Origin of the sequence: Kitasatospora purpeofusca (genome assembly GCF_034043715.1) — a bacterium.
GTDB classification, from domain to species: Bacteria; Actinomycetota; Actinomycetes; order Streptomycetales; family Streptomycetaceae; genus Kitasatospora; species Kitasatospora purpeofusca_A.
In genome coordinates this window covers 12,557-25,800 of sequence record NZ_JAXCLC010000023.1, presented here as the reverse complement: position 1 = coordinate 25,800, position 13,244 = coordinate 12,557, and the positions used below count along the sequence as shown (strand labels likewise).

General features: G+C 74.8%; 10 protein-coding genes and 1 pseudogene. 9 read left to right on the top strand and 2 right to left on the bottom strand.

Annotation, left to right across the window (positions count from 1 at the left end; translation table 11 throughout):
• The first annotated feature begins 85 nt into the window (after positions 1-85).
• The gene (locus SM793_RS14240; protein ID WP_320438531.1) at positions 86-1,777 is read left to right on the top strand and encodes a hypothetical protein; all 1,692 of its coding nucleotides are present in this window, start codon (positions 86-88) and stop codon (positions 1,775-1,777) included.
• Here SM793_RS14240 and SM793_RS14235 read toward each other — a convergent pair.
• Entirely contained in the window at positions 1,735-2,838 is a 1,104-nt protein-coding gene (locus tag SM793_RS14235) for a winged helix-turn-helix domain-containing protein (RefSeq protein ID WP_320438597.1), read from the bottom strand. The genes SM793_RS14240 and SM793_RS14235 overlap by 43 nt on opposite strands.
• A gap of 82 nt (positions 2,839-2,920) precedes the next feature.
• On the opposite strand from SM793_RS14235, the gene SM793_RS14230 reads away from it, so the two are divergent.
• From SM793_RS14230 to SM793_RS14200, 7 genes are all read left to right on the top strand, one after another.
• Complete coding sequence (locus SM793_RS14230) at positions 2,921-4,141, top strand: MFS transporter (RefSeq protein ID WP_320438530.1); 1,221 nt, start codon at positions 2,921-2,923, stop codon at positions 4,139-4,141.
• A 104-nt stretch (positions 4,142-4,245) separates the two neighbouring features.
• Positions 4,246-4,950 carry a hypothetical protein gene (locus tag SM793_RS14225; protein ID WP_320438529.1) on the top strand — a complete coding sequence of 235 codons (705 nt, stop codon included), beginning with the start codon at positions 4,246-4,248 and terminating at the stop codon, positions 4,948-4,950.
• 68 nt (positions 4,951-5,018) lie between these two features.
• Positions 5,019-5,378 (top strand): GNAT family N-acetyltransferase, encoded by a 360-nt coding sequence (locus SM793_RS14220; RefSeq protein ID WP_320438528.1) that lies wholly within the window; start codon positions 5,019-5,021, stop codon positions 5,376-5,378.
• Positions 5,375-5,902 carry an OsmC family protein gene (locus tag SM793_RS14215; RefSeq protein WP_320438527.1) on the top strand — a complete coding sequence of 176 codons (528 nt, stop codon included), beginning with the start codon at positions 5,375-5,377 and terminating at the stop codon, positions 5,900-5,902. The genes SM793_RS14220 and SM793_RS14215 overlap by 4 nt, the downstream gene beginning before the upstream one ends.
• Positions 5,895-6,857, top strand: a complete 963-nt coding sequence (locus SM793_RS14210; RefSeq protein WP_320438526.1) for a pirin family protein — start codon at positions 5,895-5,897, stop codon at positions 6,855-6,857. The genes SM793_RS14215 and SM793_RS14210 overlap by 8 nt, the downstream gene beginning before the upstream one ends.
• Positions 6,858-7,128: 271 nt before the next feature.
• The gene (locus SM793_RS14205; RefSeq protein WP_320438525.1) at positions 7,129-8,529 is read left to right on the top strand and encodes a GAF domain-containing SpoIIE family protein phosphatase; all 1,401 of its coding nucleotides are present in this window, start codon (positions 7,129-7,131) and stop codon (positions 8,527-8,529) included.
• Positions 8,530-8,771: 242 nt separating this feature from the next.
• Positions 8,772-10,481, top strand: coding sequence for a GAF domain-containing protein (locus SM793_RS14200; protein ID WP_320438524.1), 1,710 nt, complete (start codon positions 8,772-8,774; stop codon positions 10,479-10,481).
• 350 nt (positions 10,482-10,831) lie between these two features.
• Here the strand turns inward: SM793_RS14200 and SM793_RS14195 are convergent.
• Positions 10,832-11,322, bottom strand: a pseudogene (locus SM793_RS14195) (response regulator transcription factor).
• 360 nt (positions 11,323-11,682) lie between these two features.
• On the opposite strand from SM793_RS14195, the gene SM793_RS14190 reads away from it, so the two are divergent.
• Positions 11,683-13,227, top strand: a complete 1,545-nt coding sequence (locus SM793_RS14190) for an amino acid permease (RefSeq protein ID WP_320438523.1) — start codon at positions 11,683-11,685, stop codon at positions 13,225-13,227.
• The last annotated feature ends 17 nt before the right edge of the window (positions 13,228-13,244 follow it).

Sequence of the window (13,244 nt, the reverse complement as noted above, 5' to 3'; positions counted from 1 at the left end):
CGCCCTCCCGCCGGCGGCGCCCGTCGAGTGCGAACCGTTACCCGCCCCTGGCGTACGCGGGTGCCGGCCGGGGAAGCTGCGGGGCATGCGAGGGGCGGGGGAGTGGGGAGCCGTGCGGGCGGTCGGCCGCTGGGCGGGACATCCGGGGACACTGGCCGCGGTGGCGGTGCTGCTGTTCAACGACCACGTGGGGAAACGGCTGTGGCCGGGCGCGGTCACCGGCAAGGTCAGCGACCTGGCGTGGATGCTGGTGTCACCGGTGGTCCTGGCGCTGCTGCTGACCCTGTTGCTGTCGCTGGTTCCGGGGCTGCGGTTGCACGGGGACCGGCCCGCGATCGCGGGGCTGGCGGCGACGGGCGCGATGTTCGCCTTCGCGAAGTCCGGGCCGTGGGGCGGCGAGGTCGCTTCGGCGGTCTGGTCGTGGAGCGGGGTGCCGAGCCGGATCCAGGGCGACCGGAGCGACCTGGTGGCGCTCCCGGCGCTGGGGGTCTCCTGGTGGCTGTGGAAGCGCTCGGGTGCCGTCCGGCGGTCCTGGCGGTGGACGGCGGCCGTCGCCGTGCCGCTGGCAGTGGTGGCGATGGCGGCCACCTCGCCGTCGCCACGGACCGGCCCGGAGCGGCCTGTGCTGTGGAGCAGGGACGGGCAGACACTGCTCGACATCCCGGAGCAGCGGTGGATCACCGAGGACGGCGGCGCGACTTGGAGACGGACGAAGCAGAGCCGCTCGGAGCGGCCCCGTCCCGACCGTAGCCAGCCGCAGAACGGCCAGTGCGTGGAGTCCCAGCCCCGGCTGTGCTTCCGGCTCCGCGACGCCACCTCGCCGGTGGAGGCCAGTGAGGACGGCGGGTTCAGCTGGCACACGGCTCACGACCCCGGGAAGCCGTGGCGCCGACCGTCGCGTCCGATGCCTGTCCCGGAGGCACCCTCGCCCTCCCTTCCCGAGACATCCTCCCCTTCCGGAACCGGAACCGGAACCGGAAGGGGAACCCTTTACCCGTCCGCGTCGCCGACCGACGGCCTGGACCCCTACGGCGCCGAGCTGCTTGTCCTCGAAGCACCCGAGGGCTGGGCGGTGCTGGCGAACTACCCGGAATTCGGACTGCTGCGCGGGACGCCCGACGGCGCGTGGACACAGCAGCAGTATCCCGTTCGCAGTACCTTCGTCATCCCCGAGCCGCCCCGTCATTGGGCCCTGGGGCTGCCCGTCGCGGTGGCCGCCGGGTTCGCGGGCATGCTGGCAGTCGCGGCCGTCTGGCTGCTGGGTTCCACCGCACCCGGCGGGCGCCGACGGGAACTGTCGCTCCTGCTGCTCCGTCAGGTGCTCTGCCTGTTCTGGGTCCGGCTCACCGCCTGGCTGTGCGGCGGCGAGCTGTTGTGGAAGGTGCCCGGGGTACTGCCGGCGGGCGTGTTGACGGTGGGGCTGCTGCCGATGCTCTGGTTCCTGCGGCGCGGCCCGAACCTGGGGGCACGCCGGCTCCTCACCCTGTCCGCGTTCGCGGCGGGGAGTGCGGTGGTGGCGCTACTGCCCTACCTCCTGTGGGCCGCGCACCGGACATCGGCTTGGTCGCAGGCCTCGGGCCTGGTCTTCGGCTGGGCCCTGTTCGCCACCCTGGCCGGTGCGGCCGTCGGTGCCTTCACCATGCTCCCGCCGCCCGTCCGCCGGTACGTCCCCGGTGGGCCCCGGCAGCCGGTGCGGACCGTGCGGACCGTGCCGACGACGGGGGCGGGTGGGGCTCAGGAGTCGACCGAGCCGACCGAGCCGACGGAGTCGACCTGAGGTCCGGGTACCGCGTCCAGCAGGAGCCGGCCTGCCGCAGTGCGGTGGTAGAGCACCGAACGGCCCGCTCGGCGGCGCAGGACGAGTCCGGCCTCGCGCAGGATCCGCAGGTGGCGGCCGACCGACCCCAGCGGCAGGCCGGTCAGGGCGACCAGCTGACTGGTGGTCTTCGGGGTGTCGAGTACGACGAGCAGCTCGGCCCGACCCGGTCCCAGCAGGGCGGCCAGCGCCTTCGGCACCGGAGGTCCGGCCCCGTCGGCCAGCACGCCCGAGCACGGGTACACCACCGCGTACCGGCGCCCGGGCCGCACGCGCCGCCCGTCGACCGCCGGCATGTCCCAGCAGAGCCAGCTCTGTTTCGGCGTCACCGGCACGAACAGCAGCTCGGCGGCAGTGAGTTCGCGCGGTTCGGCGGCGGTTTCGGCGCCGGTGTCGGCGCCGGTCCGCAGGCCGTCGCCGCCGAGCCAGCGCATCCCCGGCCGCAGGTCGCCCAGCGCCTCCGCCCAGCCGCCCGAGCCGAGGGTGGCGGTGCGGGCCAGGATGTCCGCCTCGATGATCCGGCGGCGGCGCGCCCAGTCCGGTGCGACGGTCTCCGACCACACCCAGGACAGCAGCTCGGCGGCGCGCCCGGCGAGATCCTCGGGCCCCAGCAGTGGCGGCGGCAGGGCCGAGTCGTCGGCGGCGCCCAGGGTCTCGGCCAGGTCGGCGCGGACGACGGCCGGGGGTGTCGCCCGGACCTCCGCCAGTTCCCGGGCGAACAGCGCCGCCCCGGCTGCACCGCTGCGGCCGTCCGGGCCGCCGTCCGCGCCGCCCGGGGTCGGGGTGAGGAAGGTCGCGTTCCAGTGTTGGCCCAGCGCCGTCCGGACCAGCGCGGCGGCGACCGGGTCGGCGGCCAGCCGCTCCCGGTAGCGGGGGAGCGCGGTCGCCAGCCACCGCAGCTCGCCGGGGTGGGCGCCTGTGCCCCGGTGGAGGGTCTTCAGCGCGGCCACCGTCTCGGCCAGCGGGGACAGCAGGAACCGGCTCCCCGCGAGGGTGTCCGCGTCCACCCGCCACCGGCCCATGCCCCGACCCACCCCTCCCGCACCTTTCGCACTCCGGCGAAAAGCTAACGCGCCGCCGCCCGTGCCGGAAAGACTCCGCCGCATGCGCACCTACCGGGAGTTGTTCCGCGAGCGCGAGTTCACCGCGCTGTTCCTGTTCTCCGCCGCCCAGACGGCGGCCCAGACCGTCGCCGGACTCGCGCTCGGCGTGCTGGTGTTCCGGCGGACGGACTCGCCGCTGCTGGCGGCGCTCGCCATGTTCGGCCCGGCGTTCGCCCAACTGCTCGGCGCGGCCACCGTGCTCTCCGCCGCCGACCGGCTCCCGCCGCGCGCCGCGCTGACCGGCCTCGGCGTACTGCTCGCCCTCGGCACGGCCGTCCAGGCGGTGCCCGGCCTGCCGCCCGGCGCGCTGTTCCCGGTGCTGCTCGCCCTCGGGGTGGCGGGCGCGGCGGGCGGCGGGGTGCGCTACGGGCTGCTCCACGAACTGCTGAGCCGGGAGGGCTACCTGCTGGGCCGCTCCGCGCTCGGCCTGGCGTCCGGTCCGGTCCAGATCGGTGGCTTCGCGATCGGCGGCGCGCTGGTGGCAGCCCTCACGCCGTCCGGCGCGCTGCTCACGGCCGCCGCCCTGCACCTGCTGTCCGCCGGTGCGGCGCGCGCAGGGCTGCGTCGGCGCCCGCCCCGGGCCGCCGGGCGGCCGTCCGTCGCCGCGACCTGGCGGGCCAACGCGCGGCTGTGGTCCTCCGCTCCGCGCCGGTGCGTGTACCTCGCGCTGTGGGTGCCGAACGGGCTGGTCGTGGGTGTCGAGGCGCTCTACGTGCCGTACCGCCCGGACGCGGCGGGCGCGCTGTTCGCCGTCGGGGCGCTGGGCATGCTGGTCGGGGACGTCCTCGTCGGCCGGGTGCTGCCCGCGCACCGGCGGGAGGGGGTGGCCGTGCCGCTGTGCGTCCTGCTGGCCGCGCCGTACCTGGCGTTCGCCCTGGAGCCCGGCCTGCCGGTCGCGGCGGCGCTGGTCGCGGTGGCCACCGTCGGGTACGGGGCGGGGCTGCTGCTCCAGGAGCGGCTGGTCGCGCTGACGCCGCCCGAGCTGAGCGGGCAGGCGCTGGGCCTGCACGGTTCCGGCATGCTGGCGATGCAGGGGGTCGGTGCGGCGGTGGCGGGCGCGTTCGCCGAACTGACCTCGCCCACCACTGCGATGGCGGGCACCGCCGCCGCCTCGCTGGCCGCCACCGCGCTGCTCGCGCCGGGCCTGCGGCGGGGCAGTGCCGGCCGTCGCGCCGGGGGCGGCCGATCGGGCGTCAGCGGCGCGCCGACTCCACAGGGCTGACGCAGCCGCACTGACACGCACCTGTGGACGCAGAAGTACTGGCGCACACGCACTGCTAGCATCCGCGCATTCCGAACAATGATCGAACAGAGTGGGCGGGCGCGGTGCAGGACGAATTGCGGAAGCACGACCAGGCAGCCGGGGGCGGCGCGGTGCGACGACGACGGGTCGTCATCGGTGTGGCGGTGGGCCTGTGCGCCGCCGCGTTGGTCGGCGCGGGGGGCTGGGCGATGAGCGGGTCCGACGCCGCTGAGCCGGCCCCGAGCGGTTCCCCGACCCAGGCCGCTTCCCCGGCCGCTTCCCCGGCCGCTTCCCAGGCCACTTTCCCGACCGCCGAGCCGATCCCGTCCGCACCCGCGCCGGAGACTCCGCCCGCCCCCGCGGCCGCCCCCGCGCCGTCCGGGGCCGCCCCGGAGCCGGCGACCTCCTCCACGGTCCCCTCCGCCACCCCGACGGCCGAGCGACCGGCCACCCGGCCCGCGACACCGGCCTCGCCGCGCCCGGCCGCACCGTCGAAGTCCGCGCCGCCCGCGCCCGCCGCCCCGTCCGTCCCGGCCGTTCCCGCGCCCCCTGTCGCACCCGCGCCGCCCGCCCTCCCCGCGCCGCCCGCGCCCCCCAAGGCGCCTCCCACGGCTCCCACGGCTCCCAAGCCGCCCGCAGACCCCGACGACGGCCCCGATCCGAGCCAGTGGACAGTGCCGCCGCGCCCGGCCCCGACCCTGCCGCCGCGCCCGGTCTCCTGCCCGCCCGGCCAGATGGCGTCCTGGGACGGCTGCCACCCGCTGCCCCCGCCGGTCACCCTCTCCTGAGTTCCGCCACGGCTCCGCCCGGGGCGCCGACCGCCGGATTCCCTCCGGCGGTCTTGATCGACACATAGTTGAATGATAAATTAACTCCGACGCCGAAGCCCCACCCCGAGGAGCACGCCATGACGACGACCTCCGTCGCCGACAACCCGGAGAAGTCCCGCTACGAGATCACCGCCGACGGCGAACTCGCGGGCTTCGCCGAGTACTTCCGCCACGATGACGAGATCGCCTTCATCCACACCGAGATCGGCCCGGAATTCGGCGGCCAGGGCCTCGGCGGCATCCTCGCCCGCACCGTGCTCGACGACGCCCGTGCCCGTGGGCTCGCGGTACTGCCGTACTGCCCCTTCATCCGCGGCTGGCTGACCAAGCACCCGGACTACCACGACCTCGTCCCGGCCGCCCAGCACGAGCGGTTCGGCCTGTGACCGCCGAGGGTACCGGGGCAGCCCCGGACACCGAGCCCGTCAAGCCCGCCGAGCCCATCCAGCCCGCCGAGTCCGTCGAGCCCGCCGAGCCGGCCGAGTTCGTCCGCTCCGCCGCCGCCGTCGCGACCAGCACCGCCGACGACTACCGCGTCGACATCCGCTCCGGCCGCCACCGGCTCTCCGCCGACGAGCCCGAATCGGCGGGCGGGGCCGACACCGCCACCACCCCCGTCGGCCTGCTGCTCTCCGCCCTCGGCTCCTGCACCGCGATCACCCTGCGGATGTACGCCCAGCGCAAGCAGTGGCCGCTGACCACCGTGCGCGTCCACCTCGGCTACGAGAAGGGCCCGGAGAAGGCCGTCCGCATCACCCGCCGGATCGACCTGATCGGCGACCTCGACGAGGCCCAGCGCGCCCGCCTGCTCGACATCGCCGACCGGACGCCCGTCACCCGGGCCGTCTCCGCCGGCACCCCCATCGTCCCGGCCGCCCCGCGCGCCGCCAGTGGAGCCCAGCATGCCTGACGCCACCGTGCCCAGCCCCTCCGCCCGCGGCGGTCGCGCCGACACCCCGGGCGGCCCCGTCCACGAACTCCTCGCCCCGCGCGAGACCGCCCTCGGCGGCAGCACCGTCGTACGCCGGCTGCTCCCCAACCTGGGACGCCGGATGGTCGGCGCCTGGGCGTTCGTGGACCACTACGGTCCGGACGACATCGCGGACGAGCCGGGCATGCAGGTGCCCCCGCACCCCCACATGGGGCTGCAGACGGTCAGCTGGCTGCACGCGGGCGAGGTGCTGCACCGCGACAGCCTCGGCAGCCTGCGGACCGTGCGCCCCCGCGAGCTGGGGCTGATGACCTCCGGCCGGGCGATCTCCCACTCCGAGGAGTCCCCCCGCCCCCACGCCCCCCTGCTGCACGGCGCCCAGCTGTGGGTCGCCCTCCCCGACGCCCACCGCCACCGCGAACCCGCCTTCGAACACCACACCGACCTGCCCACCGTCACCGCCCCCGGCCTGCACGCCACCGTCATCCTCGGCACCCTCGACGGCGCCACCTCCCCCGGCACCACCCACACCCCCCTCGTCGGCGCCGACCTCACCCTCGCCGCCGCCACCGACCTCCACCTCCCCCTGGACCCCGACTTCGAGTACGCCGTCCTCACCATGTCCGGCCGCACCACCGTCGACTCCGTCCCCCTCGACCCCGGCGCCATGCTCTACCTCGGCACCGGCCGCCGCACCCTGCCCCTCCACGCCGACACGGACGCCACCCTCCTCCTCCTCGGCGGCGAACCCTTCGAGGAGAAGCTCGTCATGTGGTGGAACTTCATCGGCCGCACCGGCGAGGAGATCCTCCAGGCCCGCAACGACTGGGAGAACGGCACCCGCTTCGGCGAGGTCCACGGCTACGACGGGGCCCGGCTCCACGCCCCCGCCCTCCCCGACATCCCCCTCAAGGCCCGCGGACGGGTGCGCTGACCTGGGAAGATGCTCGAAGAAGCATCTGTGCCCGTCGCTGTACCGATGCTGACCTGCTGCGGATAAGCCGATCCCACCGGGGTGGCCGCCGCACCGGCCGCCCGTCGGGCCGAGCGGCCGGAAACGGGCCGGCAGCCCGCCTCCTCCCTGCCACCCGCCGCCCGAGGATCTCGCCTACCGTGGAACGAGCGATGGAACCGACAACGGGCAAGCTCCCGGCGTGGCGCCGGTGACCGCGACGTGGGCCCCACCGCCGGGCAGTGGAGGCGCCATGGATCGGGAGGAACGCCTGCCGCCGCGGTTGCCCGAAACCGGCGACCTTGGTGTCGAACCGGATCGGCTCGTCGGGCGCCTGCGGGAGCCGGCCCGCTCGCAGAGCCGTTTCCAGGACCTTCTCGAAGCGGTCCTGGCGGTCGGCCGGGAGCTGGAGCTGTCCGTGCTGCTGCGCCGGATCATCACCACGGCGATGGGCCTGGTCGACGCCCGATACGGCGCGCTGGGCGTGCTGAGCGAGGACGGTGCCGAGCTGGAGGAGTTCATCCCCGTCGGCTTGAGTGAGCAGGAGATGTCGGACCTGTCCGGCGTCGAGCTTCCCCATGGGCGCGGACTCCTGGGGCACCTGATCCGCCACCCCGAGCCGCTGCGCGTCGCGGAGATCGCCGGGCATCCGCGTTCTGTCGGGTTCCCGCCCGGGCACCCGACGATGCGTACCCTGCTCGGGGTGGCGGTCAGCTCGCGCGGGCGCGTCTACGGCAACCTGTACCTGTCGGAGCGGCGCGACGGGTTGCCGTTCGACGAGCACGACCAGGACGTCGTCCTGGCACTCGCCGGCGCGGCCGGCATGGCCGTCGAGAACGCCCGGCTCCACCAGGAGGTCCGCACCCGCGCCGAGCACTTCCAGCGGCTTCTGCTGCCCCGCCTGCCGGACCTGGCGCCGTTCCGCGGGGCCGCGATCTACCGGCCCGCTGCGGCACCGGACCAGGTCGGCGGCGACTGGTACGACGCACTGATGCTGCCCGACGGCGCGTGCGCCCTGGTGATCGGCGACGTCGGTGGTCACGACCTGCGGGCCGCGGCCCACATGGCCCAGACCCGCCACATGCTCCGGGCCCTGCTCTACGAGCGCGGTACTCCGCCCAGCGCCGTTCTGGCCCGGCTCGATCGCACCCTCGACGCGGTCACCGGCGACCCGCTCCCCGACCGTCCGTTGACCGGCAGTCCGCTCACCGACCGTCCGATGGCCGGCAGTCCGCTCACCGACAACCCGATCACCACCGCCGTCCTGGCCCGCGTCGAGCCTGCCGGAGCCGGCTGGACCCTGCACTGGAGCAGCGCCGGCCACCTGCCACCGCTCCTGCTCGAACCGACGGGCGGCGCCCGGTACCTGGACGCCGAATCGGGCCTGCCCCTCGGAGTGGACACCGCCGTGGCCCGCCCCGATCATGTGTGCCCGCTTCCCGGCGGCGCCGTGCTCGTCCTGTTCACCGACGGCCTGGTCGAACGCTCCGACCGGCCGCTGGACAGCGGGCTCACCGCCCTGGCCCGGATCGCGGCCGCCCACGCCCACCTGCCGCTGGAGGAGCTGTGCCGGACCCTGGCCGACGCCCACCTCGGCGACGGCCGTGACGACCTGGCCGTTCTCGCCGTGCGCATCCCGCCGGCACCCGCCTGACCGCCCCGCGTCCTGGGGGCCGCAGCTACCGGGCGACCGGCCCGGAGACACGCCACCCGGCTCGTCGGCCGTTCCGTACCGCCCTGCGAGGACTCCACGGACGAAGACCCGAATTCCCGTACCAGGCGACGACGAAAGACGCGGAGACAGAGCTTCTCCTGCGCTGCTGGTGCGGGCCTGTTCCGGTGCGGTGCGGGTCTGCGAGAATCGACCGGTCGTTGACACGAGCGAGGAGGTCTCCCTTGGGCGGGGAGGAGAAGCGGTCGCGGATTCCGCAGTTGCGGTTGGACGAGCTGCTGGAGGAGCTGCAGGCGCGCATCGACGCCGCTCGGGGTACCCGGGACCGGGTCCACAGCCTGTTGGAGGCCGTGCTGTCGGTGGGGCGGGAGCTCGACCTGACCCAGGTGTTGCGGCGCATCGTCGAGGCGGCCGCGGTGTTGGTGGATGCCCGGTACGCGGCGCTCGGTGTGATCGGCCCGGACGGGGAGACGCTGTCGGAGTTCCTCACCGTGGGGCTGTCCGAGGAGGAGATCGGGAAGATCGGCCCCTATCCGACCGGCCGGGGCATCCTCGGCGAGTTGATCCACCACCCTGAGGCGCTGCGGCTCGGGGACCTGTCCGGGCACGAGGCGTCCTACGGGTTTCCGGCGAACCATCCACCGATGCGGACCTTCCTCGGTGTGCCGGTGCGGGTGCGCGAGGAGGTGTTCGGGAACCTGTACCTCACCGACAAACGCGGCGGCGAGGAGTTCGACGCCGACGACGAGTCGGTGATCTCGACGCTGGCGGTGGCCGCTGGGGTGGCGATCGACAACGCCCGCCTGTACGAGGAGGCGCAGGGCCAGCACCGTTGGCTGAGCGCGAGTGCCGAGATCACCCGTGGGCTGCTTTCCGGCAGTGCGCGCTCACAGGTACTGGAGCTGATCGCGCAGCGCGCGCGGGAGATCACCGGGTCGGAGCTGGCGGACGTGTCCGTCCCGGTGCCCGGCACCGGAGCGGTGCGGGTGGAGCTCGCGACGGGTGGGGACGAGGCCGAGCGGTTGGGCCTGGTGGTGCCGCTGGAGGGCTCGCTGTCGGGCGAGGCGTTCGCGCACGGCTCACCGGCGGCGACGGCCGACCTGGCCGGCGATCCGAGGCTGTCCGCGGGTCTGCGGCGGTTCGACGGGCTGGGGCCGGCGGTGGCCGTGCCGCTCGGCCGGGCCACCGGGCAGGTCGAGGGCGTGCTGCTGTTGGCCAGGCGGTCGGGCGAGCAGCCGTTCACCGAGCGGGAGATCGCCCCGCTGCTGGGGTTCGCCGACCAGGCCGCGCTGGCGCTGGAGCTGGCGGAGCGGCGCAAGGACGCCGAGCAGCTGGCGATGCTGGAGGACCGCGACCGGATCGCCCGTGACCTGCACGACCTGGCGATCCAGCGGCTGTTCGCCACCGGGATGACGCTGCAGAGCGCGGCCCGCTTCATCGACCACTCCGGTGCCTCGGAGCGGGTGCTGCGGGCGGTCGGCGACCTCGACGAGACCATCAAGATCATCCGTTCGACGATCTTCGGTCTCCGCGCCCGGGACGAGGGCGTGAGCCGGGGACTGCGGGCCCGGGCGGTGGGGGTGGTCGAGGAGGCGCAGGCGGCGCTGGGCTTCGCGCCCAGGCTGAGCATGGAGGGCCTGCTCGACACGGACGTGCCGGGGGAGGTGGCCGACCACGTCGTGGCGGTGCTGGGGGAGGCGTTGAGCAACGCGGCCCGGCACGCCAAGGCCCGCTGGGTCGAGGTGGCGCTCCGGGCGACCGGGGCGCAGGTCGTGCTGACCGTGCGGGACGACGGCGTCGGCATCCCGGAGCAGGGCCGGCGCAGCGGTCTGCGCAACCTCGCCGACCGGGCCGAGAGCCTCGGCGGCACCCTGGAGCTCGCCAGTCCGCCCGAGGGCGGGACCAGGCTCGTCTGGTCGGTGCCGTTCGGCTGACCGGGGCCGGGCTCGTCTGGTCGGTGCCGTTCGGCTGACCGGGGCCGGGCTCGTCTGGTCGGTGCCGTTCGGCTGACCAGGACCGGGCGGGCGCTGCGGTCATGCCGGCGGCCGGTGTGTACCCACCCGTTCCGGTCGGTGGGGTGCCGAGGGCGGCAGCACACGGCCCTTCAGCAGCTCGGGCCGGATCCGGATGGTCAGCTGATCGGCGTACGGGACCGCCGAGGGGTACGGAGCGGCCGGAGGCCCCTCGCCCACGGGGGGCCGTTGGTCCCCCGGTGGCGGCCGGCGGGCCCGGTTTCGGCGGCGGGGAGCGGGGGGATCGCCGGTCCGCGGCGTCGGCGTCGGGTTCAGCGGGCGAGTCGTCCGGCCGTGCGGTTCTGGCCGGCGAGGGTCTCGGTGGCGATGATGGCGGCCTGGACCCGGCGCTCCACGCCGAGTTCGGCGAGCAGCCGGGAGATGTGGTTCTTGACGGTCTTCTCGGCGAGGTGGAGCCGCTGGCCGATCTGGCGGTTGGTCAGACCTTCGCCGACCAGGGCGAGGATCTCCCTTTGCCGGTCGGTGAGTTCGGGGAAGGCCGGGGCCTGCGGGGCGACGTTGTCGCCGCGCAGGCGGGCCATCAGGCGGGTGGTGGCCCCGGGGTCGAGCATGGACTGGCCGGCGGCGACGGTGCGTACGGCGGAGACGAGGTCGGTACCGCTGCGGTGGCGGCCTCGCCGATCACGGTCAGGCCCGGCTCGGCGTCCAGCAGGTCGTGAACGCCCCGGCGGACCACCTCGTGGTCGTCGAGGAGGAACACCTTCACGGGTGTGATCGACTGCTCTGCCGCGTGATCGGCCATCACTTCTCCGTACTCCGGGGCCCGGTACCGGACAGTGCGGGCGACACCAGGCAGGAGTCTGGCGCAGACGTGGGTGCGGCGGTAGGGCCGGAGGGCCCTGTTCCCGGGGAGGCGGCCGACGAGAGCCCTTGAGGCGCCGGCCGGGGGGTGTCCGTCCTGCTGCGGGCCGCGGGTTCAGGCCGCGGCGCACCTCCGGTCGGGACCACCGGGGTGTCCGTCCGGGACCGGTGGCGCCGAAAGCAGGGTCCGAGGTCCCTGGGGCAGGGCCTGGCCGCCGTTCGAGGATCTTCACCGTGGGTGACGGGGCACGGCTGGTGCCCCCGCCCCGAGTCCTCCGGTCCCTGGCAAAGGAGCACCCTCATGTCCACTCCCGATCACAGAACACCGCCGGAGAGCCCGCCGGTTGACGGGGCCGGGCGGCGCGGCACCACGTTCGGACTGCCGACCGCGACCTCCCTCGTCGTCGGCAGCGTCATCGGGACCGGGGTGTTCGCACTGCCGTCGGCGCTCGCGCCGTACGGGCCGATCGCGCTGGTGGCGTTCGTGCTGGTGACCATCGGGGCGCTGGCCCTCGCGGTGACCTTCGGAAGGCTGTCCGAGCGGGTGCCCGGCAGCGGTGGCCCGTACGTCTACGCCCGTGAGGCGTTCGGCGAGTTCGCCGGCTTCCTGACCGCCTGGTCCTACTGGATCACGGCCTGGGCCGGGAACGCGGCCATCGCGGTGGCCTGGGTCGGCTACGTCGAGGTGTTCGTCAACAAGGGCCACCACACCGGGGCTTCGACAGCGATAGCCCTGGCGGGCCTGTGGGTGCCGGCGATCGTGAACCTGGCCGGTGTGCGCAGCATCGGCGCCTTCCAGGTGGTCACCACGGTACTGAAGTTCCTGCCGCTGGCCTTCATGGCCACCGCCGGCCTGCTGTTCGTCAAGTCCGGCAACTTCGGGGCGTTCAACGCGAGCGGCGGCTCGGCGCTCGGCGCGGTCTCGGCGGCCGGCGCGATCGCGCTGTTCAGCTACATCGGCCTGGAGACCGCCTCGGTGGCCGCGGGGCGGGTGCGGGAGCCCAAGCGCAACGTCCCCAGGGCCACCGTGTACGGCACCCTCGCCTGCGCGGCGATCTACCTGCTCGGCACGCTGGCCGTGTTCGGCACCGTCCCGCACGACCGACTCGGCTCCTCCGCCGCGCCGTTCACCGACGCCGTGAACAACATCGCGGGCGGCCACTGGGCCGGGAACCTGGTCGCCGCCGCGGCGATCGTCTCCGGACTCGGCGCACTCAACGGCTGGACCCTGATCTGCGCGGAGATGCCGATGGCCGCCGCACGGGACGGGCTGTTCCCCGCGGCCTTCGCCGGCACCCGCGGCCGCGGCGAGGTACCCGCCTTCGGCATCGTCTCGGCGACGCTGCTCGCCTCGCTGCTCACCGTGATCAGCTACACCAGCTTCACCCAGGTGTTCACCGAGATCGTGCTGCTGAGCGTGCTCACCGCCGTCATCCCGTACCTGGCCTCGGCCGCGGCCCAGCTGTACTGGCTGGTCCGGCACGGACGGGAGGAACTGGACCGCCGGCGCTTCGCCCGGGACACCACCGTCACCGCCCTGGCGCTCGCCTTCTCCTACTGGTCGATCCAGGGCAGCGGCTACCAGACCGTCTACTACGGGCTGTTCACCATCCTGCTCGGCATCCCGGTCTACATCTGGCTCAAGCGAGCGCCCGCCCGACCGGCCGCCGGCAGCCTGACCGGCACCGACACCGACACCGACACCGGCACCGGCACCGACGCCCCGGCCGCCGTCACGGAGGCGACCCACCGCGACGGACCGGTGCCGCAGGCGGCCCGAGCCCACCGACCCGTGAGCCTGCCGACCCTCCTGCGGCGCGCGATCTCCCCGCGCCACCAGCACTGAAACCCGAGGAGCACCCC

What these genes read in the sequence shown, in the direction of transcription:
- SM793_RS14205 (WP_320438525.1), top strand. Translation starts at nt 7,129, where the DNA reads ATGGATCGGGAGGAACGCCTGCCGCCGCGGTTGCCCGAAACCGGCGAC.
- SM793_RS14235 (WP_320438597.1), bottom strand. Translation starts at nt 2,838, where the DNA reads ATGGGCCGGTGGCGGGTGGACGCGGACACCCTCGCGGGGAGCCGGTTC.
- SM793_RS14210 (WP_320438526.1), top strand. Translation starts at nt 5,895, where the DNA reads ATGCCTGACGCCACCGTGCCCAGCCCCTCCGCCCGCGGCGGTCGCGCC.
- SM793_RS14240 (WP_320438531.1), top strand. Translation starts at nt 86, where the DNA reads ATGCGAGGGGCGGGGGAGTGGGGAGCCGTGCGGGCGGTCGGCCGCTGG.
- SM793_RS14230 (WP_320438530.1), top strand. Translation starts at nt 2,921, where the DNA reads ATGCGCACCTACCGGGAGTTGTTCCGCGAGCGCGAGTTCACCGCGCTG.
- SM793_RS14190 (WP_320438523.1), top strand. Translation starts at nt 11,683, where the DNA reads ATGTCCACTCCCGATCACAGAACACCGCCGGAGAGCCCGCCGGTTGAC.